Raw genomic sequence first — 24,675 nt, 5'->3', positions numbered from 1 at the left:
GCAGGTACGCAGGTCGGCACGCACCGATCGACGCGGGGGTGAGAGAGTATGCGGTTGTTCAGCGTAGGCGCAGGAGCGTCTGAGGAACGCGCCCAGCAGGGCGTCGCCGAGCATCCCTCCGCGCCCATCCCGATCGTCGGACCCGGGATAGGAGAGACGATCCGCGCCGACCTCGGCGAGACCGGCTACGAGACTTTCCCGCTGATGCTGGGGGCCGCCGAGTTCGGCTGGAACGTCGATCTCGAGACCAGCCACGGCATCCTCGACCGCTACGTGGAGTTCGGCGGCAACGCGATCCACACGGCCGACGGCTTCTCGGGCGGTCGCAGCGAGCACATCATCGGGCAGTGGCTGCGTTCTCGCGGTCAGCGCGACCGCAGCGTGTTGAGCGTGCGCATCGGCGCCCATGCCGACAACCCCGGTCTCGGCTCGGTCAATCTCGTCCGCGCAGTGGAAGGTTCCCTGACGCGGCTCGACGTGGATCGCATCGACGTCCTGTACCTCGACGCCACGCTCGACGCGACCACGAACCTCGAAGACACGCTGGCGACGGTCGAGTGGCTGACGGAAGCCGGCAAGATCGGCGCCCTGGGTGCTTATGGCTTCGTGCCGGAGCGTCTCGTCGAGGCACGCATCCTCGCCTCGGCCGGCTATCCGCGCATCCAGGTGATCGACGCGCCGTACAACCTCATCCGTCGTCAGCCGTTCGAGGGCGATCTCCGGCTCGTGGCCGGCGCGCAGAACCTCGCGGTCACACCCTCTCACGCGCTCGAACACGGTTTCCTCTCCGGACGCCACCGCAGCAAGGCGCTCACGTCACGCGGCGTGCGGGGAGAGCAGCTGCGTGGGCATCTGAACCGCCGTGGGATCAAGATCCTGCGCGCGCTCGATCAGGTCGCCGAAGAGGTGAGCGCTCCCGTCGCGGCGGTGTCGGTGGCGTGGCTGCTCGCCCAGCGCACGGTCGCCGCGCCGATCGTCAACGCGTTCGCGAGTGATCACGTCGACGAACTCATGCAGGGAGCGGGAGTCTCGCTTTCGCGTAGTCAGGTCGCCGAGCTCACCCGGGCGGGAAACTGAGTATCCTCCCACCTGTGACATAGGGTGGGAGGGAGGCCCGGCGGATGCTGGCGATGAAGCGAGCGAGTTGTGACGCACTACATTTATCTGGTCAGACACGGTGAACATCAGGATGCCGAGCACGGTCTCGCCGACGGACCCCTCTCGCCGAGGGGCCAGCGCCAGGCGGAACTGATCGCCGACCGCTTGTCCGGGCTCCCTCTCGACGCCGTCTGGCATTCCCCGCTGCTGCGCGCGAACGAGACGGCGCGAGCGATCGCGGCGCGTCTGCCGTCGGTCGATCCGGAACCGACGGCGTTGCTGTTCGACTGCGTACCCACCGGGATGACCGAGGAGACCCCTTCGGTCTTCGAGCCGTTCTTCGGTTCCGTCACCGAGGCCGAGATCGAGGCAGGGCGCGCACAGATGTCCGACGCCGTGAACGAGTTCCTGGTGCGCAAGACCGGCGATGTGCACGAGGTGCTCATCACTCACAACTTCGTGATCTCGTGGTTCGTCCGCGAGGTTCTCGCCGCACCCGAATGGCGGTGGATGACCCTGAACCAGTCGCATTGCGGCCTCACGGTGATCGCCCAGAAGCAGGGGCGGCCGTGGACGCTGCTCACTCATAACGACACCGGCCATCTTCCGGTGGAGCTGCGGACGGGTATCCCCGACGCACTCCTGGTCTGAATCACCCCCACAACGGCGCGAGCGGTTCGGCGGCTTTCCTGCCCTGAGCGAAGCCGGCCAGCGCGGCGGGTCGACGACGGGCCGGATCCATCACGTCGTCCCCGAACGCCGCGCGAGATTCGTCGTCGGGGAAGACGGTCTCCACCGCGCTTCCCCGGGAGCGCAGGTCATGCACCTGCGCGGACAGATGAGTGCCCCAGGAAGCGGGTGTGCGTGAGGCGCCGCTGAACGGGGAGAGCACGAGCACCTTCGAGAAGCCGGCGGCGAGATCGGCGTTCTCGGCGTTGGTTCTGTAGCCTCCGTCGATGTACTGGCGATCACCGATCCGGTAGGCGAAACCGCTGGCACAGCTCGCAGCGACCGCGTCGACCAGTTCGACGCCGCTGAGACGGTCGAACACGCGAGGCTCGCCGGTGGCGGCGTCGACGGCGGTGAGGAGGATCCGCTGCACCGGCCATTCCGGACGAGGCAGGCGTGCGGCCACGGTCGTGCGCCAGCGCGGACCGGCGTCTTCCGCGGAAGCGGCCAGCTCGATCGCCGCCGCCCCCATCCGGCGACGCATGTCGGCGGGATCGGAGGAGCTGTCGATGATCCGTTGCGTCCGATCCATGTGCGCGGCCATCGATCTCGTCGTGCCGCGTCCCGATCGGTGGGCAGCGGAGGCCGGCAGCGTCGCGTCGCTGGCGACGATGTCGTCGTGCAGCCGGGCCGGGGGAGCGCCGGTGATCTGGGCAGCAGCGGTCGCTCCGGCCGACGTGCCGACGATGACGTCGGCCGTCGTCACGTCGAGTCCGGCATCGGCGAGGCCGGCGACGACGCCGATCAGCCACGCGTTGCCGGCCGAACCGCCTCCACCGAGGACGAGCGCCCGCTGGGCTCGTGTCCGCGGGGAGGAAGAGGGTGAGGTGGTGGTGTTCATGGGAGTGCCTCTCGCGAATGCGTGACGGGACTCCGTGCCTCGACTACCGGGGTCGCGCGAGCGTCGGAAGGGAGGGAGCACCCGTGGGGGTTGCTGCGTTCATGGGTCTCACCTCCTGACGGTGGATAGCGACCTCGGAACGCTACCACGACCTGCCGTCGGCCCCGCGCGCCCCGGGCCGGACTCCGTCGCCCGCGAAATAGACTGGATGCATGACCACGCAGGTAGCACTCGTCGGCGGAACCGGGAAGCTCGGCACGATCATCGGTGCGGTGATCAATGAGCTCGAGGGCTTCGAGGTGAGCCGGGTGCTGACCTCGTCCAGCGATCTCTCCGAGCTCGACGGCGCCGATCTGGTGGTCGACGCGTCGACGCCACAGGTCAGCATCGAAGTCGTCCGTGCCGCTGTCGAACGCGGCATCAACGTGCTGGTCGCGACCTCGGGCTGGTCCTCTGAACGGATCGCACTGGTGCGTCCCCTCGTCGAGGCGGCGGGCACCGGTGCGGTGTTCATCCCCAATTTCTCGCTGGGATCGGTTCTCGGATCGGCGCTGGCTGCGGCTGCCGCACCCTTCTTCGGATCGGCGGAGATCATCGAGGCACACCGCGAGACCAAGATCGACTCGCCGAGTGGGACCGCCGTGCGCACCGCTGAACTGATCGCCGCCTCCCGCGCAGAACAGGGTCCGGTCAGTGCGCCGCACGCGGACCAGCGCGCCAGGGGGCAGCAGGTCGGCAGTGTTCCGATCCACTCGCTGCGTCGTCCCGGCGTCGTCGCCAAGCAGGAGGTCATCCTCTCCGGTCCCGGCGAATCTCTCACCTTCACGCACGACACGATCGACTCGGCGCTCGCCTATGCCCCCGGCATCCGGCTCTCGGTGCCGTTCGCGTTGCAGGCCACCGGTGTGTTCGTGGGTCTCGAGCACATGATCGACATCGGCATCCGGTCGTGATGTCGCGCATCGGCGTCGCGCTGATGGCCGCGGCGCTTCTGGTCTACCTCGCTGTGGCGATCTGGCTCGCCGTGATGTTCATGTCGGTCGGGACGCCCGTGTCGATCGGCATGGGGATCACGCTCCTCGTCCTGGCGCCGATCGGAGCGTGGGCACTCATCCGGGAGATGATGTTCGGCTTCGGTGCAGACCGCCTCGGGCGCCTTCTCGACGCCGAAGGCGGGATGCCGCCGGTCGAGACCGAACTGACGCCCAGCGGAAGGATCGCCCGCGTCGACGCGGATCCGCTTATCGCCCGCTACGCCGCCGAAGCGGACGCGGCAGGCGAGGACTGGCGTGCGCGCTACCGGTTGGGCGTGGTGCAGGACGCGGCGGGCCGTCGCAAGGACGCCAGGGCCAGCATCCGTGAGGCGATCCGTCTCGCGCCGCGCCGACCCTGACGACGCGCTCAGGCGAGCGTGGCTTCGAGGGTGATCTCGATGCCGGCGAGCGCCTGCGACACCGGGCAGCCGGTCTTGGCGCCGCTCGCGATCTCCTGGAACGCCTCGGGAGTCAGATTCGGAACGGTCGCGTTCACATTGAGGTGGCTGCCGGTGATGCCGACGCCGGGCTTGAAGGTGACCGATGCCGTCGTGTTCACACGCTCCGGCGGAGTTCCGTTCTCGGCGAGGGCGTGCGAGAGCGCCATGCTGAAACAGGACGCGTGGGCGGCGGCGATGAGCTCTTCCGGGGTGGTCGTCGTGTCGCTGCCTTCGCTGCGGGCCTTCCAGTTGATCGGGAAGGTGCCGAGGTTCGACGACGAGAACGCGACGGTGCCCGATCCCTCCATGAGCGATCCGGTCCAGGTGCTGGCGGCTTCGCTGGTGACAGGCATGATTCCTCCGGTTCTCGTGCTGCGGACGCAGCGTCGACTCGTGGTCAGCCTAGCGAGCGTCCTGCCGACGCGGAACAGCGGTCAGGTTGCGGTGGCTTCGCGACCGACGACGCCCGCGCGCTGCAGCAGGAGGTAGAGCTGGCAGCCCAGGCAGAAGGCGAAGGCGGCGTTGAGGAAGGCGGCGATGAATGCCGCGGACGTAGCGATCGGCAGCGCCCACGGAACACCCAGCAGGTGCAGGACGAGGCCGACTCCCACCACGAAGAGTCCGACGCCCTGGGAGAACCGCGGCGGGCGCGGATCTTCGAGTTCTGTCGGAGCGGCGAGGCGCGGACGGACGGCTGCGCGGAAGAGCGCGGCCCAGGGGGCCGACCGCGGGGACAACAGTCCCCAGAGGAACAGGAGAGCGATGACGACCGTGAGGAGGAAGCCCGGGTCGAGAGCTCGCTGCAGAAGCGGGGCGGCCTGGATCGCCCACGTCCCGCCTCCGAGGACGGCGAAGTCGAACCCGGGAGCGAACGCGAGCCACGACCCGGGCAGTCGGGCGGTGGAGATCCCGATCAGGGCCAGGAACGTCGCCACCAGCAGCAGGACCGCGGTGATCGCAGCGGCGAAGCGGGGGCCACGGGGGTCGATGCCTGCGGGAGTGCTCATGGATGCTCCGGTCTTCCCGCTCAGACGGCGGCGAGTGCTTCGGTGAGGGCGTGCCGATTCGGCACACCGTGGAATCGAGCGCGCACGGCACCGGCACCGTCGACCACGAAGGTCGTCGGAGTCTGCAGCACCTTGTAGCGCGCCGAGAGATCCGGTCGGTGCGTCAGATCGATCTCCACGTGGCGGAGATCGTCGTGGTCGGCCGCATAGGAACCGAGCAGACGGCTCACCTGCGGGCAGCGCGCGCACATCTCCGTGCTGAACTGCACGAGAGTCGCGCGGGACCCGAGTTCGGCCGTGACGGCGTCCGCCGGATCGAAGCGCACCGCGCCACCGTCTCGCCGTCGTCCATCGCGGCGACGCAGCACGACGCCGATGACCGTCGAGAGCACGAGGAGTGCTGCGGCGATCCCGAGGGCGAGCGAGGGCGACATGGGGTCGAGGATATGTCGTCGCGAAGCGGGTCCGGGTCGATGTTTCCGACCATGACGAAGCGCCCACGCGCGGCAGCGGGTCCGCCCGTGGGGGCGAGGGTGACGGTATCGTGGCTGTCATGAGCGCAGCCGTCCCGACTCCTTATGAAGATCTGCTCCGCGACGTCTTGGAGACCGGAACGCACAAGTCCGATCGCACCGGGACGGGGACGACGAGCGTGTTCGGCCGGCAGATCCGCTTCGATCTGTCGAAGGGGTTCCCGCTCATCACCACCAAGCGGGTGCACTTCAAGTCCATCGCGTACGAGCTCCTCTGGTTCCTGCAGGGCGATTCCAACGTCGGGTGGCTCCGCGAGAACGGCGTCACGATCTGGGACGAGTGGGCCGACGAATCCGGCGACCTCGGCCCTGTCTACGGGGTGCAGTGGCGTTCGTGGCCGACTCCAGACGGGGGGAGCATCGACCAGCTCTCCGACGTGATCGAGCAGATCCGTCGCGCGCCCGATTCTCGCCGGCTCATCGTGTCGGCCTGGAACCCCGCCGACATCCCCGACATGGCGCTCGCCCCCTGTCACGCGCTGTTCCAGTTCTATGTCGCCGACGGCAAGCTCTCGTGCCAGCTGTACCAGCGCAGTGCGGACATGTTCCTCGGCGTGCCGTTCAACATCGCCTCCTACGCCCTGCTCACGATGATGATCGCCCAGCAGGTCGGCCTCGAACCCGGAGACTTCGTATGGACGGGCGGGGACTGCCACGTCTACGACAATCACGTCGAGCAGGTGCGTGAGCAGCTCAGCCGCGAGCCCTTTGCGTATCCGACGCTGCGTTTCGCGCGGAAGCCCGACTCGATCCTCGACTACCGCTACGAGGATTTCGTCGTGGAGGACTATCAGCACCACGCGCCGATCAGGGCGGCGGTGGCGGTATGACCTGGGTCGGGCTGATCTGGGCCGAGGCTCACGGAGGCGTGATCGGGGCCGAGGGCGGCATGCCGTGGCATGTGCCCGAAGACCTGGCGCATTTCAAAGAGGTCACCCTCGGCGCTCCGGTGGTGATGGGCCGCAAGACCTGGGACTCGTTGCCCGAGCGTTTCCGGCCACTCGCCGGACGCGACAACATCGTGGTGACCCGGCAGCAGGACTGGTCTGAAGAGGGCGCGCGGCGTGCCTCCACGGTCGCAGAGGCTGTTCGCGGACTCGACAGGGTCTGGATCATCGGTGGGGCGGAGATCTTCCGGCAGGTGATCGGTGATGCGGATCGGTTGGAGGTCACCGAACTCGATCTCGAGGTCGACGGTGACGCGTATGCACCGGCGAAGACCGGGTGGCGGCTCGTCGACGAGGGGGAGTGGCACACCTCCCGAACCGGCGTCCGCTATCGCTTCCTGGGATACGAGCGCTGATGCCCACCGCGCTGATCACCGGAGCCAGCGCCGGACTGGGCGCCGAGTTCGCGCGCCAGCTCGCACGGCGTCGTGCCGACCTCGTCCTGGTGGCGCGGTCCGAGGACGCACTCGAGACGCTGGGTGCCGAGCTGCGGAGCGAGTACGGCATCGCGGTCGAGATCATCCCCGCCGACCTGGCCGACGAAGCCGGAGTCGAGAAGGTCGCCGAGCGGCTGCGCGACACGGCGGACCCCGTCGACCTTCTGGTGAACAACGCCGGGTTCGGTCTTCCGCTGCAGTTCGCCGACAACGACATCGACGATGAGGTGCGCCACCTCCGTGTGCATGTGGAGGCGTCGATGCGTCTCATGCACGCGGCGCTGCGATCTATGCGCGGTCGCGGCGGTCGCATCATCAATGTGGCTTCCGTCGCCGGCTTCATCTCCCGGTCGACGTACTCCGCCTGCAAGGCCTGGCTGATCGGCTTCAGTCGCTGGGCCAACGCCGAGTACGCCCGCGACGGTGTCTCCGTCACCGCACTGTGCCCCGGATTCACGCATACGTCGTTCCATGAGCGCATGGGGCTCGCGGTGGGTCAAGAGGGTGTTCCCGGCATCATGTGGCTGAACGCGCGGGACGTCGTCCGCGTCGGTCTGCGCGATGCGGCCCGCGGAAGGGCGGTCTCGATACCGTCGCTGCGCTACAAGGTGATCGTGGCGATGACACGCGTCCTGCCGAGCGCGCTCACCTCCGGCGTGGCGCGCCGAGGCCGCGTCTGATCAGCAGCGGTCAGCGGAATCTGCCGAGCAGGATTCCCGCCTTGGCGATCGCAGCGATCGTCTCCCCATCGGTGATGTCGCCGTCGGCGATCATGCGCAGCACGTGCTCGAACGGTACCCACGAGACGGCTTGGATGCCTTCTTCGGCCTGGCTCTCGGTGGCGTCGCTCCCGTTCTCGGCATCGTCCTCTGCTACCGGGCGCAGGTCGCGCGCGAGGAAGACGTGCTCGGTGGCCTCGGCGATCCCGTTCAAAGCCTGCATGGTTCCCAGCGGCGTCCACTCGCCGGCTTCGAATCCGGTCTCCTCCCGGAGCTCGCGTCTCGCTGCGACCAGCGGGTCCTCACCGTCGCTGCCGCCCGCGGGGACCTCGATGGTCCTGCCCACGGTGTAGCGGTCGATCGTCACGAGACACAGGCGGTCCTCGTCGTCCACGGCGACGATGAAGACTGCAGGGTGCTGCATCGTGACGACGCCGTAGATGCCGTCCCCGCCTGCGGGACCCGTGACCCGGTCTTCCCGCACACGGATCCAGGCGTTCTCGTATTTCGTCTCTGTGTCGCGTGTCACCCATGCCATCCTTCGAGCGTAGGGCGGGGACGTCATCAGCGTCACCGCGTCCGCATGAGCGGCAGTCGAACCGATACGCTGGGTCTATGACGCACTCGGGCAACCCTTTCGGACAGGTTCTCGTCGCGCTCGTCACTCCGATGACGGCCGACGGTGAAGTCGATTGGCCCGCCGTCGAGAAGCACATCGATGACGTGATCACCGCGGGAGCGGACGGCATCGTGGTGACCGGCACGACAGGCGAGACCTCGACTCTGACGGACCCCGAGAAGCTCAAGCTCGTCGAGGTGGGCAAGTCGGTCTCCGCCGGTCGCGCCAAGATCATCACCGGCGGTGGCTCCAACGAGACCGCTCACGCGATCGAGCTCTACAAGGCCAGCGAGAAGGCCGGCGCGGACGGCATCATGATCGTCACGCCGTACTACAACAAGCCGACGCAGGCCGGAATCCTGACGCACTTCCGTCTGGTCGCCGACGCGACCGACCTTCCGGTGATCCTCTACGACATCCCCGGCCGCACCGGAGTGCCGATCAAGTACGAGACCATCCTGCGTCTCGCGAAGCACCCGAACATCCTCGCCGTGAAAGACGCCAAGGGCGACTTCTCCGAGGTGAGCCGCGTGCTCAACCAGACCGACCTGATGTACTTCTCCGGCGACGACGCGAACGTGCTGCCGCACCTCGCGATCGGTGCGACCGGTCTCATCGGCGTGACGGCGAACGTCGCCGCAGCGCCGTACCGCACGATCATCGATGCCGTGAACGCCGGTGACCTCGCCACGGCGACCGCCGAGCACAAGCGTCTCGAACCGCTCGTGCGGGCGGTGATGACGCACGTGCCGGGAACCGTCGCGGCCAAGTACATCCTGCACGGACTCGGTCGTATCTCGAGCCCGCGCGTCCGCCTTCCCCTGGTCGGTCCCGAGGAATGGGAGGCCGCGCTCATCGAGGATGAGCTCGACCTGGTCCAGAACGTCCCCGGAGCCGATTTCTCGAACTTCCGACCCGACCGCAACGCGGCTGCGGGTGGTGCCCTGCCGAAAGTGCACGGCACGACGCGCTGAGCCGCGTCGCCATGAACGAACGGACGCGCGGAGTGTCCGACTGAGGAGACAGCATGTCCATTCCCCTGGTAGAACCGACAGCTCTCGACGAAGGGACGCTGCGGGTCATCCCGATCGGCGGACTCGGCGAGATCGGTCGCAACATGACCATGTTCGAGTACGACGGCAAGATCCTGATCGTCGACTGCGGTGTGCTCTTCCCCGAGGAGCACCAGCCGGGTGTCGATCTGATCCTTCCCGACTTCGAGCCCATCCGTGACCGGCTCGACGACATCGTCGGTGTGGTGCTCACGCACGGACATGAAGACCACATCGGGGCGGTTCCTTATCTGCTCCGGCTCAAGAGCGACATCCCTCTGATCGGATCGGGCCTCACCCTCGCGCTGGTCGAGGCGAAGCTCAAGGAGCATCGCATCAAGGCCTTCACACTCACGGTGAAGGAGGGGCAGCAGGAGCGGGTCGGTCCGTTCGACCTCGAGTTCGTCGCCGTCAACCACTCGATTCCCGATGCGCTGGCCGTCGCCATCCGCACGCCCGCAGGCATGGTGCTCGCCACCGGTGACTTCAAGATGGACCAGTTGCCGCTCGACGGTCGGATCACCGACCTGCGCGCGTTCGCACGCCTCGGCGAAGAAGGCGTGGACCTGTTCCTCGTCGACTCGACCAACGCCGATGTGCCCGGCTTCACCCCGACCGAACGTTCCATCGGCCCCGTGCTCGACCAGGTGATCGCGAAGGCACCGCGTCGCGTCATCGTCGCGAGCTTCTCCAGTCACGTTCACCGCGTGCAGCAGGTGATCGACGCCGCGCATGCCAATGGCCGCCGCGTCGCGTTCCTCGGCCGCAGCATGGTGCGCAACATGACGATCGCCGAGCAGCTCGGCTACCTGAAGGTGCCGGACGGGGTCCTCATCGACTTCAAGAAGGCCCGCGATCTGCCGGACGAGCAGATCGTCTACATGTCCACCGGCTCGCAGGGTGAGCCGATGGCGGTGCTGAGCCGCATGGCGAACATGGACCACGCGATCGAGATCAGCGAGGGCGACACCGTCATCCTCGCCTCCAGCCTCATCCCGGGCAACGAGAATGCCGTGTACCGCGTCATCGATGGACTGACCAAGCTCGGCGCGAACGTCGTGCACAAGGCGAATGCGAAGGTCCACGTCTCGGGACACGCCGCCGCCGGCGAGCTGATCTACTGCTACAACATCCTCAAGCCCAAGAACGTCCTGCCCGTGCACGGCGAGTATCGGCACCTGATCGCGAACGCCAAGCTCGCTCAGGACACCGGTGTCCCCGAGGAGAACACGATCATCGCCTCTAACGGCACCGTGATCGACCTCAAGGACGGCATCGCGAAGGTCTCCGGCCAGCTTGATCTCGGATTCGTGTACGTCGACGGCTCCACCGTGGGCGAGATCACCGATGCCGACCTCAAGGACCGCCGGATCCTCGGCGAGGAGGGCTTCATCTCCGTGATCGTCGTGGTCGACGCCGGCACCGGACGCATCATCTCCGGCCCCGAGATCCACGCGCGCGGTGTCGCCGAAGACGACTCGGTGTTCGACGACGTCACGCCGAAGATCGTCGCGGCGCTGAAGGAGGCGTCGGGCAACGGCGTCCGTGACACCCATGCGCTGTCGCAGGTCGTTCGACGCACGATCGGTCGCTGGGTGAACCAGCGTCTGCGTCGTCGTCCGATGATCGTGCCGCTCGTCATCGAGGCCTGACAGCAGGGGAGTCGGCTCGCACTCACGGGTGAGCGTCATCCCGATGTAACACCGACGCCCTATGCTCGCGTCATGTACAGGGGCTTCTCCCTTCGCAGGGCGGCGCAGACGGATGCGATGTTCCTCGGCGACATGCTCGTCGAGGCGGCGAACTGGCGTGCCGGGGGAGTGCGACCGCGGCATGAGGTGCTGACGTCGCCCGACCATCGGCGCTACCTCGCAGGCTGGAAGCGCATGACCGACGACGGACTGGTGGCCGCCGGCGACGACGACATCCCTGTGGGTGCGGCCTGGTACCGGGTGCTCCCGCAGAACGATCCGGGGTTCGGCTTCATCGGCGTCGCCGTGCCGGAGCTGATCATCGGAGTGCATCCGCTCTGGCGTGCCAGAGGCGTCGGGCGTTCATTGCTGCGTGGCGTGGTGCAGCTCGCGGGCTCGCAGGGGCACGCGCGGATCAGCCTGAGCGTGGAACGGGACAACTTCGCGCGCAACCTGTATCGCGCCGAGGGTTTTGCCGTGGTGATCGAGGGTGCGACCCGCGACACCATGGCGCGTGGCACTGCGTAGTCGACACCTCCCGGATCCGTGGAAAGCCGCGTCATTACGCGGAGATGTCGGCTGTTGGACGTAACGTGAGAGCATGGCCAGGAGTACCACGAAGACAGAGCGCGCGTCGACCAGCGCACCGTCGCGCCCCAAGCGGCAGACGGCTCCCAAGGCCTCGCCCGCTCGGAAGGCGCAGCCCGCTCCCAAGAAGTACATCGACGAGGTCGACAAGCCGCCGGTCGTCGCCCGCGCCTGGGTCGGGTTGGCGCACGGTGTCGGGGGGCTCTTCCGCGCGTTCGGGCCGGAGACCCTCGAGAAAGACGATCGTCGCGACGGTTTTCCCTTTCTCCTCGTGATCCTCGCCGTGCTCGGCGCGGTCAACGAGTGGTTCTTCATCGGCAACGAGGTCGCTGCGAACATCAGCGCGTATTCGGTCGGAGGGCTGATCGGGCGCGTCGCATTCGTGATGCCCGTTCTGCTGCTCCTGCTCGCCGGATGGCTGTTCCGCCACCCCTCGTCGGTTCACGACAACGGCCGCATCGGAATCGGTTTCGGATTGTTCGTCCTGACGCTCGCCGGCTTCTGCCACGTCGCGGGCGACGGCCCTCAGCCCAAGGAGGGCATGCTCGCACTGAGCGAGTCCGGCGGACTCTTCGGATGGATGCTCGGCCAGCCGCTCAGTTACCTCACCGACATCCCCGCGTACATCGTGCTGTCGCTGTTGGCGGCGCTCAGCATCCTCATCCTCACCAAGACCCCGCCGAACCGCATCGGCGCCCGACTCGGCGACCTCTACGCCTGGATGTTCGATGCCGAGCGTCCGGAGAAGTCGGCCAAGGACTCCGCGGCGATCGACGACGCCGACAAGGTCGACGATCCCGATGTGCTGCCGTGGTGGCGGCGCAACAAGACCGGTCGTGAAGAGGACCCCGACGAGGGCACCCTCGGTTCCGACGACATCACGGCGCTGCTCACGACTTCCGACCCGACTCCGGCGTATGACCAGGCTGTCGTCGTCGAGAATCCGTACGACGCGGCCACTGAGGTGCTGTCCGACGTGAGGTCGGTCGCCGACTCGCTCGCGGAGCAGCAGACCACGGCCCTCCTCGACGACTCCTCCGACACCGGAGAGGTGCCCGAGCTCCCCGGCCTCGACGGCTTCGGCACCGAGGGGCCCGGTGACCGCGGGCCGCAGGCACCCGTGACGCCGTACATCCTGCCCTCTCCCGGTCTTCTGGTCGAGGGGCCGCCTCCGGTGATGCGCTCCGAGGCCACCGACAAGGTGATCGAGCAGATCACGAGTGTGCTGTCGCAGTTCAAGGTGGATGCGAAGGTCACCGGCTTCTCGCGCGGCCCGACGGTCACCCAGTACGAGGTCGAGGTCGGCCACGGCGTCAAGGTCGAGAAGATCCTGCAGCTGAGCAACAACTTCGCCTACGCGGTCGCCTCGAACGATGTGCGCATTCTCTCGCCGATCCCGGGCAAGAGCGCGATCGGCATCGAGATCCCGAACGCCGACAAGGAGATGGTGGCGCTCGGCGACGTGCTGCGCTCGCCCGCCGCGCAGAAGAGCACGCATCCGATGACGATCGGCGTCGGCAAGGACGTCGGTGGCAACATCGTCATCGCGAATCTCGCGAAGATGCCGCACCTCCTGGTGGCCGGTTCCACTGGCTCCGGTAAGTCCAGCTTCGTGAACTCCATGATCACCAGCCTGCTGATGCGGGCGCGTCCCGCCGATGTGCGCATGGTCCTGATCGACCCGAAACGTGTGGAGCTCACCAGTTACGCCGGCGTCCCGCACCTGATCACGCCCATCATCACGAACCCGAAGAAGGCGGCCGAGGCGCTGCAGTGGGTCGTGAAGGAGATGGACATGCGGTACGACGACCTCGCGTCGTTCGGGTTCCGCCACATCGACGACTTCAACCGTGCCGTTCGCGCCGGGGAGGTCGAGGTGCCGGTGGGCAGCGAACGCGTCCTCAAGCCGTACCCGTACCTGCTGGTCGTGGTCGATGAGCTCGCCGACCTCATGATGGTCGCCCCGCGCGACGTGGAGGACTCCATCGTGCGTATCACCCAGCTCGCGCGTGCGTCTGGAATCCACCTGGTGCTCGCGACGCAGCGCCCGAGCGTCGACGTCGTCACCGGACTCATCAAGGCAAACGTGCCCTCACGACTCGCGTTCGCGGTCACCAGTGTCACCGACAGCCGGGTCATCCTCGACAGCCCGGGCGCCGACAAGCTCATCGGTCAGGGTGATGCACTGTTCTCGCCTATGGGTTCGTCGAAGCCATTCCGTCTGCAGGGCGCGTGGGTCGATGAGAAGGAGATCGACGCGGTCGTCAAGCACGTCACCCGTCAGGCACGTCCGGACTATCGTCCCGACGTGCAGGAGGCGATGGAGCCGACCAAGAAGAAGGAAGTCGACGAAGACATCGGCGACGATCTGGAGCTTCTGCTCGCCGCTGCCGAGCTCATCGTGTCGTCTCAGTTCGGTTCGACGTCGATGTTGCAGCGCAAGCTGCGTGTCGGGTTCGCGAAGGCCGGTCGTCTCATGGACCTTCTCGAGTCCCGCGAGATCGTCGGTCCGTCCGAGGGATCCAAGGCGCGTGACGTGCTGGCCACGGCCGAGCAGCTCCCACAGGTGATGGCCAAGCTGCGCGGGGACGACGTTCCGGCGTCGCCGCCCGCTTCCGCCGCCCCTGTCGCTCCGCCGGTGCCACCCCTGCCGCAGATGCACGACCCGATCGCTGCGCAATATGAGGGGCTTCCCGAGGTCGAGGCCGAGGGCGACGAAGACGCCTGGGGCTTGACGGGACGCGACTGATGGCCATCCCTCGACAGCTGCCCAACGCCATCACCGTCGCGCGCATCCCGCTGGCGGTCGTCTTCTTCGTCCTGTTACTGCTGGGCGGAACCTACGGTCTCGCCGAGCCCGGCCTCCGGTGGGCGGCCGCAGTCATCTTCATCGTGGGGATCTCCACGGACTGGGTCGACGGCTACCTCGCGCGCAAGTACGACATCGTCAGCGACTTCGGCAAGCTCTGGGATCCCATCGCCGACAAGATGCTCACGGGTGCCGGTTTCATCGGACTCGCCATCCTCGGCGAGGTCAGCTGGTGGATCGTCGCCATCATCCTCGTGCGCGAATGGGGGATCACGATCCACCGGCTCATGGTCGCCAGCGAGCATGTCGTGGCTGCGGCCTGGATGGGCAAGATCAAGACAGCGTTCCAAGGTGTGGCGCTCGGCTGGGCGTTGCTCCCGCTGCACTACCTCGTCGGTCTCGATGCGTGGACGCTGATCACCTTCATCCTCATGCTCATCGTCCTGGTGCTCACGGTCGCGAGCGGCATCGACTACATCGTGGCGCAGGTCCGCGGCTCGCGCCGGAAGTCGTGAGCGATGCGGCTGCCGCCGTCCTGGCGGCGCTGGGCCGGCGTGGATGGACGCTCGGCGTCGCGGAGTCGCTGACCGGAGGCGCCCTGTGTGCCGACCTGGTATCGGTTCCCGGTGCGTCCACGGTGCTGCTCGGCGGGGTGGTGGCGTACGCGACGCCGGTCAAGGCATCCGTGTTGGGCGTCGATGCGGATCTTCTCGCCGTGCACGGGCCGGTGCATCCGCAGGTCGCGCTGCAGATGGCAGAGGGAGTGAGGAGCGTGGTGAGCATCGGCGGCTCGCCGGCCGATGTCGGAGTGTCGACGACGGGAATCGCCGGTCCGGATTCCCCCGACGGGCAACCGGTCGGCACGGTGCACATCGGACTGGCGACGCCGGCGGCGATGAGGACGACGGCCTTCCGTTTCGTCGGAGATCGCGAGTCGATCCGTGCGCAGACGGTCTCGGCTGCGCTCGAAGAACTACTGGGGATGCTGGCGGAATAGCAGGACTCCCGGGGTGGTTATGTCTGATGTGCTCACACTTAAACCACAGAGTGCAGGGGTAGATTCTGTGCATGCCAGGGGTACTAGACTGGCTGTCTCATCGGGGGAGACCTCGAACGATCACATGGGGAGGAGGTTCCGATGATTCTTGTACGACAGGAAATCGGCGATGTGCTGAGGGACTTCCGCCTGCAGAAGGGGCGCACGCTCCGGCAGGTCGCAAGCAAGGCGTCGGTTGCGCTCGGCTACCTCAGTGAGGTCGAGCGTGGGCAGAAGGAGGCGTCGAGCGAGATTCTCGCTTCCGTCGCAGACGCTCTCGACGTTCCCATCTCGACGATCATGCGCGAGGTCGGAGACCGTATCTCGGTGCTCGAGGGCATCCAGGTCTTCCCAGACGTCGTCCCCGACGACCTCGTCGCGTCGATCGAACCTCAGCTTTCGCTGCACTGATCCCCGGTCGGGGAAGCCATGCGTCGTAGCGAATTCCTTCGCGCCGTCGAGACAGAGTTCCAGGCGCGCGCGTCCTCTCTGGTGAACGACCTGGCGCTCAGTGCCGTCGGCGGAAGAACGGCGGTCGAAGCGCTGGCCGACGGAACGCCGCCGCGCGATATCTGGTTGGCGTTGTGCGTCGAGATGGATGTTCCGGAGAACAGACGGCATGGTGTCGGTCGGCAGGAGCCGCGCGGACGCTGAGCCTCCGTCGATCTCCGATGCCTACGGGACACGACGCGCTATTCGCGGCGTGTCGTCGAAGATCTGTTCGAAGCGGGCGTAGTCTTCTGCACAAGTGGTTCAGAGAATCTGTTCTGCACGGTAGGTGAGCTCTCCGCGTCGATGTCGGTGGCCTCTCCTACGGTGGAAAACAAGCCGAAGAGCCATTACGCCTTGTCGGAGAGTTTCTCCCAACCGGGAGAGCCGCGACAGCCTACAGGCGGCATCACGCGCGCAGAAGGAGCACATCATGCCATCACCCGCCGACCGCGAGAAGTCCCTCGAGACCGCCCTCGCCCAGATCGATCGCCAGTTCGGAAAGGGCTCGGTCATGCGGCTGGGCAGCGATGAGCGCGCCCCCGTGGCCGTCATCCCCACTGGCTCCATCGCCCTCGACGTCGCTCTCGGCGTCGGAGGCCTCCCGCGTGGTCGAATCGTCGAGATCTACGGACCGGAGTCCTCGGGTAAGACGACCCTCACACTGCATGCGATCGCGAACGCGCAGCGCGCGGGTGGCATCGCCGCCTTCATCGACGCGGAACACGCGCTCGACCCCGACTACGCCGCGAAGCTCGGCGTCGACATCGACGCGCTTCTGGTGTCGCAGCCCGACACCGGTGAGCAGGCGCTCGAGATCGCCGACATGCTTGTGCGCTCGGGAGCCATCGACCTCATCGTCATCGACTCCGTGGCGGCGCTCGTGCCCCGCGCCGAGATCGAGGGCGAGATGGGCGACTCGCACGTCGGTCTGCAGGCGCGACTCATGTCGCAAGCGCTGCGCAAGCTCACCGGTGGCCTGAACCAGACCAATACGACGATGATCTTCATCAACCAGCTTCGTGAGAAGATCGGCGTCTTCTTCGGCTCGCCTGAGACCACCGCCGGTGGTAAGGCGCTGAAGTTCTATGCCTCGGTGCGCATGGACATCCGTCGTATCGAGACCCTGAAGGACGGAACCGACGCCGTCGGAAACCGCACCAGGGTCAAGGTGGTCAAGAACAAGATGGCACCGCCGTTCAAGCAGGCGGAATTCGACATCCTCTACGGCGTCGGCATCTCGCGCGAGGGCAGCCTGATCGACTTCGGCGTCGAGCACGCCATCGTGAAGAAGTCGGGCTCGTGGTACACCTACGACGGTGACCAGTTGGGCCAGGGTAAAGAGAACGCGCGGACGTTCCTGCTGAACAACCCCGACATCGCGTTGGCGATCGAGACGCAGATCAAGCAGAAGCTCGGTATCGGCGGCCCCGTTGCGGTGCCGCCGGCTGCAGACGAGCTCGCTGAGCGTCGTCCGGCCTGATGAGCGACACCCGTGGGGGCGACCCGGACCGGATCGCCCCCATCATCCCCCTCTTCGGCGGTGCGTCAATGAAGCCTGCGCACACGCCGCCTGCTCGGTTGCCGGAGGACGACGACGGGTCAACGAGCGATTCCGGCACGAGCGACGCGGCCGCGTGGCGCACGACATGGGACGCCCCTCCGGACAGGGCCTCGCGCATCGACGCGTCCGACGCGGGTACCCCCAGCGATCGTCATCCCGCACGGGGGATCCGGGGCAGTTCCGTCACTGCGGCCTCACACCCGGCGAACTCCGTTCCTCACCTCCGCGCACTCGGTGGCGGAACGACTGACGATTCCGGCGCGGAAGCGACAGCATCGCCGGATGAGGTTCGTACGGCGGCGGAGGAGTCTCTCGTCCGCAAGCTGCGGGCTCGATCCTTGTCGATCTCCGAGGCGCGGCAGGTGCTGAGGGGCGTCGGTCTCGACAGTGGCGTCGTCGACGATGTGATCGACGACTTCTCTCGTCGCGGTTATCTCGACGACGCCGCCCTCGCCCGGGTGCTGGTGACTTCGGGTGTCGAGCGGAAAGGGCAGGGACGGGTCGCGTTGTCCCGCGCGCTCGCACAGCGGGGGATTCCGCGCGACCTGATCGACGACGCTCTCGACGACCTTCCGGACGACGATGACGAACGCGCGCTCGAGTTCGCGCGTGGCAAGGCGAGGTCGATGAGTCGACTCGATCACGACACCGCGCTCCGGCGGCTGGTGGGCCAACTCTCACGGCGCGGCTACAACGGCGCGGTGGCGATGAAAGCTGCGAAGGCTGCGTTGCGTGAGTACTCCTTCGGAGGTTCCACCTCCGGGGTCCGATTCGTCGACTCGGACTGAAGCCACGACGCCGCACCTGCTCAGCAACGGCTCGTACAATGGGGTGATCATGACTATCCCGCGCAGCGAACCGACGATCATCGGCGCGTCGTCGGCAGCCGTCGACGACGACGGACGACAGCGATCGTATGAAGTGCGCACCTTCGGGTGCCAGATGAACGTGCACGACTCCGAGCGGCTCTCGGGCTCCTTGGAGAGCGCCGGCTACGTGAGAGCTGTCGACGGCGACGAGGCCGACGTGGTGATCATCAACACCTGCGCTGTCCGCGACAACGCAGCGGGCAAGCTGTACGGCACCCTCGGGCATCTCGCCTCCGTCAAGCGTCGCAAGGACGGCATGCAGATCGCCGTCGGGGGATGCCTGGCGCAGATGGACAAGCAGGCGGTGCTCGACAAGGCCCCCTGGGTCGACGTGGTGTTCGGAACGCATAACATGGGTTCCCTGCCGGGACTGCTCGAGCGCGCGCGGCACAACGGCGACGCCGAGCTCGAGATCCTGGAGTCGCTCGAAGTGTTCCCTTCGACGCTGCCGACCAAGCGCGACTCGGCGCACAGCGGCTGGGTCTCGATCTCGGTCGGCTGCAACAACACCTGCACCTTCTGCATCGTTCCGAGCCTGCGTGGCAAAGAGAAGGATCGTCGTCCCGGCGACATCCTGAACGAGATCCGTCTCCTGGTCGAAGACGGCGCGATCGAGGTCACGCTTCTCGGCCAGAACGTCAACTCCTACGGTGTGGAGTTCGGCGACCGCCAGGCATTCGGCAAACTCCTGCGCGCGGCCGGCGACATCGAAGGGCTGGAGCGGATCCGGTTCACGAGCCCCCATCCCGCGGCCTTCACCGACGACGTGATCGACGCCATGGCCGAGACGCCGAACGTGATGCCGCAGCTGCACATGCCGCTGCAGTCGGGGAGCGATCGCATCCTCAAGGCGATGCGCCGCTCCTACCGGAGTGAGCGTTTCCTGGGGATCCTCGACCGGGTTCGTGCCCGCATCCCGAATGCCGCCATCACGACCGACATCATCGTCGGCTTCCCTGGTGAGACAGAAGAAGACTTCGAGGACACGATGCGGGTCGTCGAGCAGGCGAGATTCTCCAGCGCGTTCACCTTCCAGTACTCGATCCGCGAGGGCACTCCCGCGGCGACGATGGAGGATCAGGTTCCCAAGGAGATCGTGCAAGCGCGCTACAACCGGCTGATCGCTCTGCAGGAACGCATCTCACTGGAAGAGAACCAGAAGCAGGTCGGCCGCGAGATCGACGTTCTGGTCTCGACCGGCGAAGGCAAGAAGGATACCGAGACCCACCGTCTGACGGGGCGCGCCGAAGACAACAGGTTGGTGCACTTCGAGGTGACTCCGGGCTCTGATCTTCCTCGCCCCGGTGACGTCGTCACCGTGACCGTCACGCACGGCGCCCCGTTCCATCTGCTCGCGGATGACCCGACAGGCGCACCCCTGAAGATCCGTCGGACCCGCGGTGGAGACGCCTGGGATCGCTCGCAGTCGGAATCGTGCGCGGTTCCTGCCCCGAGCGGCGACGGTGCACCGAAGGCCGTGTCGCTCGGTCTGCCCACACTGCGTGTGGGCGTGTGACCGGACCGCACAGGACCGGACGACGCCTCTGGGCCATCGTCGGGGCGACCGGCACCGGTAAGAGCGATCTCGCGATCGAGTTGGCCGAGACCTTGCGCGCGCAGGGGAACCCTGCCGAGATCGTGAACGCCGACGCCATGCAGCTCTATCGCGGGATGGACGTCGGTACGGCGAAAGTCTCGGTGGCTGAACGCCGGGGCATCCCGCACCACCTCTTCGACGTGCTCGACGTGGACGAGGATGCAGCTGTCGCGTGGTACCAGCCGAGAGCTCGTGAGGCGATCGACGAGATCCACCGCGGAGGCGGAGATGCGATCCTCGTCGGGGGCTCCGGCCTGTACGTGTCGAGTGTCGTGTATGACTTTCGATTTCCTCCGCGCGACCCCGCACTGCGGGAGAATCTCGAACGCGAGCTTGAGGTTCGAGGCTCCGCGCACCTTCTCGAACGTCTGCGGACTCTCGATCCGGAGGCGGCCTCGCGGGTCGATCCGCAGAATCCGCGCCGCATCATCCGTGCGCTCGAAGTCCTCGAGCAGGGCAGTGAGACGCACGGTGCCTCCCTTCCGGAGAAGCCGGTCCTCTGGCATCCGTACACGCGCCTGATCGGTCTTCACGTCGATCGCCCCGCTCTCGTCGAGCGCCTCGATTCCCGAGTCGAACGCATGTGGGCCGGGGGGCTCCTCGCCGAGGTCGCGCAGCTTCGCGCCAACGGGCTCGAACAGGGCGGGACGGCTCCTCGTGCGATCGGATATGCGCAGGCGCTGGCGCAGCTCGACGGAGACCTCACAGAACGTGACGCGATCGCGCAGACCCAGGCGCTCACGAGACGCTATGCCCGCCGCCAGGTGTCCTGGTTCAAGCGGTATCCCGATCTGGAATGGTGGGATGCTCCGGCTCCGGCCGCCGCGCTCCTACACGCCTGATCTCCCGATGTCGGTAGCACCTGCGACCCTCGTGGGATGACGACCCACTTCTACACCGCCTCCAGCCTCGACGGTTTCATCGCGACCGAGGAGCACTCGTTGGACTGGCTGCTCACGCAGGACATCGACCAGGACGGTCCGATGGCGTACACGGGCTTCGAGAGGAACATCGGCGCTCTCGCGATGGGCGCCTCGACGTATGAATGGGTGATGCGCCACGAAGAGGGCCGATGGGGATACACCCAGCCCACGTGGGTTTTCACGCACCGTGAGCTGTCGTTGCCGACAGGGGCCGATGTGCGACTGACGCAGGCAGACATCCGAACGGTTCATGCGGAGATGGAGCAGGCGGCCGGCGGGAGAGACCTCTGGGTCGTGGGCGGCGGAGATCTGGCCGGCCAGTTCGCCGATGCCGGGCTGCTCGACGAGGTGTGGGTGCAGTACGCCCCCGTCACTCTCGGCGCGGGAGCCCCACTGCTGCCGCGCCGGCTCGACCTCGAGCTGATCGAGGTTGCGCGAAACCGCAACTTCCTCTGCGGTCGGTACCGACTCGCACGGGACGGAGGGGTCCTCGACGCTCTCTAGACTGGACCCATGGTCGCATTCACCAAGGGTCACGGCACGGGCAACGACTTCATCATCATCGCTGATCCCGACGGTGACCTCGACCTGACCGTCGAGCAGGTCGCCGTGCTGTGCGATCGTCACTTCGGTATCGGCGCTGACGGGATCCTTCGCGTCGTGAAGTCGTCGGCGATTCCCGAGGGTGCGGCGGCGCTCGATGAGGAGCCGCAGGCGGAATGGTTCATGGACTACCGCAATGCCGATGGGTCGATCGCCGAGATGTGCGGAAACGGCATCCGCGTATTCGCTCACTACCTCGTGCGCTCCGGCCTCGCGACGATCGAGCCCGGCTCGACGTTGCCGATCGGCACGAGGGCAGGAGTGCGCGACGTCACCCGGAGCGCCACGGGGTATCAGGTGGATCTCGGCCGGTGGAAGCTGTCCGGTGACGACCCGCTCGTGCGCGTCGACGGGCTGTCCGTCACACGGCCGGGGCTGGGAATCGACGTCGGGAATCCGCACGTCGTGGTGGCGCTCGCCTCCGAGGCAGAGCTCGCGTCGCTCGAACTGCACCGTGCCCCCGACCTCGACCCGCTGCTACCGGCAGGGGCCAACATCGAGTTCGTGGTTCCCGGCGAACCGCTCGTGCGTGACGGTATCGGACATGTGAGCATGCGCGTCCACGAGCGCGGTGTGGGGGAGACCCTCAGCTGCGGCACCGGAGTTGCGGCGACGGCCCTGGCGGTGCGGTACTGGGCGGGCGAGAACGCGCCGAGCAACTGGCAGGTCGAGGTTCCAGGGGGCACGCTCGGCGTTCGCATGTTCCCCGCGGAGGACGGCGAGCACGTGGCTCTGTCGGGCCCGGCTCAGCTCGTGTTCCAGGGAGAGGTCGACCTCGCCTGAGAGACCGGTCCGGCGCGTCCGCGCGAATGAGCGCGGTCAGGCTCCGTCGAGGACGATCGGCTCCGTCGGCGGGTTCCCGTGCCTGCGCACCTTGAGGATGCGGTAGCCCTTGCCGGTAGCGGTGCGGAAAACGCTGTAGCCGGGGTGGAAGGTCGACCCGATCCATCGCTGGAGCGAATCGGCGCCGAGATTGCGTTGCACGACGAGCCAGGCATCACTGCGCTCGTCGAGGCGCGGGATCCATCGCTCCAGAAGTCCGTGGAGTTCGTTCTTGCCGACGCGGATCGGCGGATTCGATCGGATCGTACGGAAGGAGACGTGCTCGGGAACATCGTCGGGCAGAGATGCGTTGACATTGGTGAGCCCGAGAGCTGCCGCGTTGCGACGCACGAGATCGAGGGCACGCTCATTCACATCGACGGCCCACACCGTCGCGTGGGGAGCGGCCAGGGCCATCGACAGCGTCACCGGACCCCAGCCGCTGCCGAGGTCGAGAAGATCGCCGCCCGGGGGAACCGGGGGCATGTTGGCGAGGAGCACTGCAGTGCCGGCGTCGAGACGATCCGGGCTGAAGACTCCACCGGCGGTGGTGACTTCGAGCTCGCGACCTGCGAGCGATACGCGGATCTTACGCAGATTCTCGGGGCTTGCCGGGGCCGCAGTGAAGTAGTGATCTGACCCCATACGGTGAGCGTACCGGACAGCGCGGGCTAAGGTTAAGGCTCGCAACAAATCCCAGAGACAAGGAACGGATGACGGAGACCACAACACCCTCCACCGACGACCACACGGTCGATCGCGTGCTCGCGAACGCGGAGAAGCGCTCGGATGTCCACGTCTTCGGCGCCGCCCAGGCGCTGCAGGATGAATCGACGGCATCGCACACGAGCACGGACGGCGCGCAGTGGGATCTCGAAGACCGACATGCTCTTCGTCGCGTCGGAGGACTCTCGACGGAGCTCGAGGACGTCACCGAGGTCGAGTACCGGCAGTTGCGTCTCGAGAACGTCGTTTTGGTGGGCGTGTATCCCCAGGGGGCGCAGGAAGACGCGGAGAACTCGCTCCGGGAACTTGCCGCTCTCGCAGAGACCGCCGGTGCTGTCGTGCTCGACGGTGTTCTGCAGCGCCGCCCGCACCCCGACGCCGCGACGTACCTCGGCCGGGGCAAGGCTCAGGAACTCAAAGACATCGTCGCCGCTGTCGGGGCTGACACGGTCATCGCCGACACCGAGCTCGCGCCGAGCCAGCGACGCGCACTCGAGGACGTCGTCAAGGTCAAGGTCATCGACCGCACCACGGTGATCCTCGACATCTTCAGTCAGCATGCCAAGAGCCGGGAGGGCAAGGCGCAGGTCGAGCTTGCCCAGCTCGAGTACCTGCTGCCTCGACTTCGGGGTTGGGGCGACTCGATGAGCCGCCAGGCCGGTGGCCAGGTCGGCGCCGGCGGCGCGGGCATGGGTTCGCGCGGTCCCGGCGAGACGAAGATCGAGCTCGATCGCCGGCGAATCCGTACCAAGATGGCTCTGCTCCGACGCCAGATCCGCGACTTCGGCCCCGCCCGCGACGCCAAGCGTGCCGAGCGCAAGCGGAACACGATCCCCTCCGTCGCGATCGCCGGATACACGAACGCCGGCAAGTCCAGCCTGCTCAATGCGCTCACCAGCGCGGGCGTCCTGGTCGAGAACGCGCTGTTCGCGACGCTGGACGCGACGGTGCGCCGTACGGAGACGGAGGACGGCCGCGTCTACACGCTCACAGACACCGTCGGGTTCGTGCGCAACCTTCCTCATCAGCTCGTCGAAGCGTTCCGATCGACGTTGGAGGAGGTCGGCGAGGCCGACGTCGTGCTCCATGTCGTCGACGGTTCGCATCCGGATCCGGCGGGGCAGTTGCAGACCGTGCGGGATGTCCTGGGCGATGTCGGCGTCCGCGATCTGCCGGAGATCGTGGTCTTCAACAAGGCCGATCTGATCGATGAGGATGAGAGGCTCGTCCTTCGAGGCCTCCAGCCGCACGCTCACTTCGTCTCATCGAGGTCGGGCGAGGGCATCGCGGAACTGCGGGCGGCGGTGGAAGAGGCACTCCCGAAGCCGGCCATCGAAGTCCACGCCGTGATCCCGTACGATCGGGGCGATCTCGTTGCCGCGATCCACGAGTCAGGGATGCTTCTCTCGGTGGAGCACCGAGAGAACGGCACCGCTGTGCACGCTCGGGTCTCGGAGCGGCTGGCCGCCGAACTCGCGCCGTTCGCCGCGCAGGGCTGAGCC

28 protein-coding genes are annotated in these 24,675 nt (G+C 67.0%); 22 read left to right on the top strand and 6 right to left on the bottom strand.

Annotation, left to right across the window (positions count from 1 at the left end; all coding sequences use genetic code 11):
• Positions 1 to 48 precede the first annotated feature (48 nt).
• A complete protein-coding gene (locus ACIQLD_RS03745; protein ID WP_402605154.1) occupies positions 49 to 1,077 on the top strand; it encodes an aldo/keto reductase in 1,029 nt (342 codons plus the stop codon).
• Positions 1,078 to 1,146: 69 nt separating this feature from the next.
• Positions 1,147 to 1,749 carry a histidine phosphatase family protein gene (locus tag ACIQLD_RS03740; protein WP_028502818.1) on the top strand — a complete coding sequence of 201 codons (603 nt, stop codon included), beginning with the start codon at positions 1,147 to 1,149 and terminating at the stop codon, positions 1,747 to 1,749.
• 1 nt (position 1,750) lies between these two features.
• Here the strand turns inward: ACIQLD_RS03740 and ACIQLD_RS03735 are convergent, their stop codons facing one another.
• Positions 1,751 to 2,668: a patatin-like phospholipase family protein gene (locus ACIQLD_RS03735; protein ID WP_402605150.1), complete on the bottom strand. Its 918-nt coding sequence runs from the start codon at positions 2,666 to 2,668 to the stop codon at positions 1,751 to 1,753.
• A 212-nt stretch (positions 2,669 to 2,880) separates the two neighbouring features.
• Here ACIQLD_RS03735 and dapB point away from each other — a divergent pair, with 212 nt between their 5' ends.
• Complete coding sequence (gene dapB / locus ACIQLD_RS03730) at positions 2,881 to 3,621, top strand: 4-hydroxy-tetrahydrodipicolinate reductase (protein WP_402605147.1); 741 nt, start codon at positions 2,881 to 2,883, stop codon at positions 3,619 to 3,621.
• A complete protein-coding gene (locus ACIQLD_RS03725) occupies positions 3,621 to 4,061 on the top strand; it encodes a hypothetical protein (RefSeq protein WP_402605144.1) in 441 nt (146 codons plus the stop codon). The genes dapB and ACIQLD_RS03725 overlap by 1 nt, the downstream gene beginning before the upstream one ends.
• Before the next feature lie 8 nt (positions 4,062 to 4,069).
• On the opposite strand, the gene ACIQLD_RS03720 is transcribed toward ACIQLD_RS03725, so the two are convergent.
• From ACIQLD_RS03720 to ACIQLD_RS03710, 3 genes are all read right to left on the bottom strand, one after another.
• Entirely contained in the window at positions 4,070 to 4,495 is a 426-nt protein-coding gene (locus ACIQLD_RS03720; RefSeq protein WP_402605141.1) for an OsmC family peroxiredoxin, read from the bottom strand.
• Between the two features lie 81 nt (positions 4,496 to 4,576).
• The gene (locus tag ACIQLD_RS03715; protein ID WP_402605138.1) at positions 4,577 to 5,149 is read right to left on the bottom strand and encodes a DUF4395 family protein; all 573 of its coding nucleotides are present in this window, start codon (positions 5,147 to 5,149) and stop codon (positions 4,577 to 4,579) included.
• 20 nt (positions 5,150 to 5,169) lie between these two features.
• On the bottom strand, positions 5,170 to 5,583 hold the full coding sequence (locus ACIQLD_RS03710) for a thioredoxin family protein (protein ID WP_402605135.1): 414 nt from the start codon (positions 5,581 to 5,583) through the stop codon (positions 5,170 to 5,172).
• Between the two features lie 119 nt (positions 5,584 to 5,702).
• On the opposite strand from ACIQLD_RS03710, the gene ACIQLD_RS03705 reads away from it, so the two are divergent.
• The 3 genes from ACIQLD_RS03705 to ACIQLD_RS03695 are packed head-to-tail and all read left to right on the top strand — an operon-like array spanning position 5,703 to position 7,746.
• Positions 5,703 to 6,512: a thymidylate synthase gene (locus ACIQLD_RS03705; RefSeq protein ID WP_402605132.1), complete on the top strand. Its 810-nt coding sequence runs from the start codon at positions 5,703 to 5,705 to the stop codon at positions 6,510 to 6,512.
• Positions 6,509 to 6,985 (top strand): dihydrofolate reductase, encoded by a 477-nt coding sequence (locus ACIQLD_RS03700; protein ID WP_402605129.1) that lies wholly within the window; start codon positions 6,509 to 6,511, stop codon positions 6,983 to 6,985. Before ACIQLD_RS03705 ends, ACIQLD_RS03700 begins: the two co-directional genes overlap by 4 nt.
• Entirely contained in the window at positions 6,985 to 7,746 is a 762-nt protein-coding gene (locus ACIQLD_RS03695) for an SDR family NAD(P)-dependent oxidoreductase (RefSeq protein WP_402605127.1), read from the top strand. Before ACIQLD_RS03700 ends, ACIQLD_RS03695 begins: the two co-directional genes overlap by 1 nt.
• A 10-nt stretch (positions 7,747 to 7,756) precedes the next feature.
• Here ACIQLD_RS03695 and ACIQLD_RS03690 read toward each other — a convergent pair whose 3' ends face one another.
• The gene (locus ACIQLD_RS03690; RefSeq protein WP_402605124.1) at positions 7,757 to 8,323 is read right to left on the bottom strand and encodes an NUDIX domain-containing protein; all 567 of its coding nucleotides are present in this window, start codon (positions 8,321 to 8,323) and stop codon (positions 7,757 to 7,759) included.
• Between the two features lie 77 nt (positions 8,324 to 8,400).
• Here ACIQLD_RS03690 and dapA point away from each other — a divergent pair, with 77 nt between their 5' ends.
• The 14 genes from dapA to dapF all read left to right on the top strand — a co-directional run bounded on the left by dapA (position 8,401) and on the right by dapF (position 22,408).
• Positions 8,401 to 9,378, top strand: a complete 978-nt coding sequence (gene dapA / locus ACIQLD_RS03685) for a 4-hydroxy-tetrahydrodipicolinate synthase (protein WP_029259018.1) — start codon at positions 8,401 to 8,403, stop codon at positions 9,376 to 9,378.
• A 53-nt stretch (positions 9,379 to 9,431) separates the two neighbouring features.
• On the top strand, positions 9,432 to 11,108 hold the full coding sequence (locus ACIQLD_RS03680) for a ribonuclease J (RefSeq protein WP_402605120.1): 1,677 nt from the start codon (positions 9,432 to 9,434) through the stop codon (positions 11,106 to 11,108).
• Positions 11,109 to 11,180: 72 nt separating this feature from the next.
• Positions 11,181 to 11,675 carry a GNAT family N-acetyltransferase gene (locus tag ACIQLD_RS03675; RefSeq protein ID WP_402605116.1) on the top strand — a complete coding sequence of 165 codons (495 nt, stop codon included), beginning with the start codon at positions 11,181 to 11,183 and terminating at the stop codon, positions 11,673 to 11,675.
• Positions 11,676 to 11,748: 73 nt separating this feature from the next.
• Positions 11,749 to 14,484: a DNA translocase FtsK gene (locus tag ACIQLD_RS03670; RefSeq protein WP_402605113.1), complete on the top strand. Its 2,736-nt coding sequence runs from the start codon at positions 11,749 to 11,751 to the stop codon at positions 14,482 to 14,484.
• Entirely contained in the window at positions 14,484 to 15,059 is a 576-nt protein-coding gene (gene pgsA / locus ACIQLD_RS03665) for a CDP-diacylglycerol--glycerol-3-phosphate 3-phosphatidyltransferase (RefSeq protein WP_402605110.1), read from the top strand. Before ACIQLD_RS03670 ends, pgsA begins: the two co-directional genes overlap by 1 nt.
• Positions 15,056 to 15,541 carry a CinA family protein gene (locus ACIQLD_RS03660; protein ID WP_402605107.1) on the top strand — a complete coding sequence of 162 codons (486 nt, stop codon included), beginning with the start codon at positions 15,056 to 15,058 and terminating at the stop codon, positions 15,539 to 15,541. The genes pgsA and ACIQLD_RS03660 overlap by 4 nt, the downstream gene beginning before the upstream one ends.
• A 141-nt stretch (positions 15,542 to 15,682) precedes the next feature.
• A complete protein-coding gene (locus ACIQLD_RS03655) occupies positions 15,683 to 15,991 on the top strand; it encodes a helix-turn-helix domain-containing protein (protein WP_017830901.1) in 309 nt (102 codons plus the stop codon).
• Between the two features lie 18 nt (positions 15,992 to 16,009).
• A complete protein-coding gene (locus ACIQLD_RS03650) occupies positions 16,010 to 16,234 on the top strand; it encodes a DUF3046 domain-containing protein (RefSeq protein ID WP_402605103.1) in 225 nt (74 codons plus the stop codon).
• 268 nt (positions 16,235 to 16,502) lie between these two features.
• The gene (gene recA / locus ACIQLD_RS03645; RefSeq protein ID WP_402605100.1) at positions 16,503 to 17,552 is read left to right on the top strand and encodes a recombinase RecA; all 1,050 of its coding nucleotides are present in this window, start codon (positions 16,503 to 16,505) and stop codon (positions 17,550 to 17,552) included.
• A gap of 419 nt (positions 17,553 to 17,971) precedes the next feature.
• Positions 17,972 to 18,421, top strand: a complete 450-nt coding sequence (locus ACIQLD_RS03640; RefSeq protein WP_402605097.1) for a regulatory protein RecX — start codon at positions 17,972 to 17,974, stop codon at positions 18,419 to 18,421.
• A 49-nt stretch (positions 18,422 to 18,470) separates the two neighbouring features.
• The gene (miaB, locus tag ACIQLD_RS03635) at positions 18,471 to 20,018 is read left to right on the top strand and encodes a tRNA (N6-isopentenyl adenosine(37)-C2)-methylthiotransferase MiaB (protein ID WP_402605094.1); all 1,548 of its coding nucleotides are present in this window, start codon (positions 18,471 to 18,473) and stop codon (positions 20,016 to 20,018) included.
• A complete protein-coding gene (gene miaA, locus ACIQLD_RS03630) occupies positions 20,015 to 20,941 on the top strand; it encodes a tRNA (adenosine(37)-N6)-dimethylallyltransferase MiaA (protein ID WP_402605091.1) in 927 nt (308 codons plus the stop codon). The genes miaB and miaA overlap by 4 nt, the downstream gene beginning before the upstream one ends.
• Before the next feature lie 36 nt (positions 20,942 to 20,977).
• Complete coding sequence (locus tag ACIQLD_RS03625; RefSeq protein WP_402605088.1) at positions 20,978 to 21,526, top strand: dihydrofolate reductase family protein; 549 nt, start codon at positions 20,978 to 20,980, stop codon at positions 21,524 to 21,526.
• Positions 21,527 to 21,535: 9 nt separating this feature from the next.
• Positions 21,536 to 22,408 (top strand): diaminopimelate epimerase, encoded by an 873-nt coding sequence (dapF, locus tag ACIQLD_RS03620; protein WP_402605085.1) that lies wholly within the window; start codon positions 21,536 to 21,538, stop codon positions 22,406 to 22,408.
• A 36-nt stretch (positions 22,409 to 22,444) separates the two neighbouring features.
• Here the strand turns inward: dapF and ACIQLD_RS03615 are convergent, their stop codons facing one another.
• Entirely contained in the window at positions 22,445 to 23,092 is a 648-nt protein-coding gene (locus tag ACIQLD_RS03615; protein ID WP_402605082.1) for a class I SAM-dependent methyltransferase, read from the bottom strand.
• Between the two features lie 68 nt (positions 23,093 to 23,160).
• On the opposite strand from ACIQLD_RS03615, the gene hflX reads away from it, so the two are divergent.
• Positions 23,161 to 24,672: a GTPase HflX gene (hflX, locus tag ACIQLD_RS03610; RefSeq protein ID WP_402605080.1), complete on the top strand. Its 1,512-nt coding sequence runs from the start codon at positions 23,161 to 23,163 to the stop codon at positions 24,670 to 24,672.
• The last annotated feature ends 3 nt before the right edge of the window (positions 24,673 to 24,675 follow it).

Origin of the sequence: Microbacterium sp. NPDC091662, from assembly GCF_044756705.1 — a bacterium.
GTDB lineage: Bacteria > Actinomycetota > Actinomycetes > Actinomycetales > Microbacteriaceae > Microbacterium.
The sequence above is the reverse complement of the archived record's forward strand: the minus strand, read 5'-3'. Positions and strand labels throughout refer to the sequence as shown.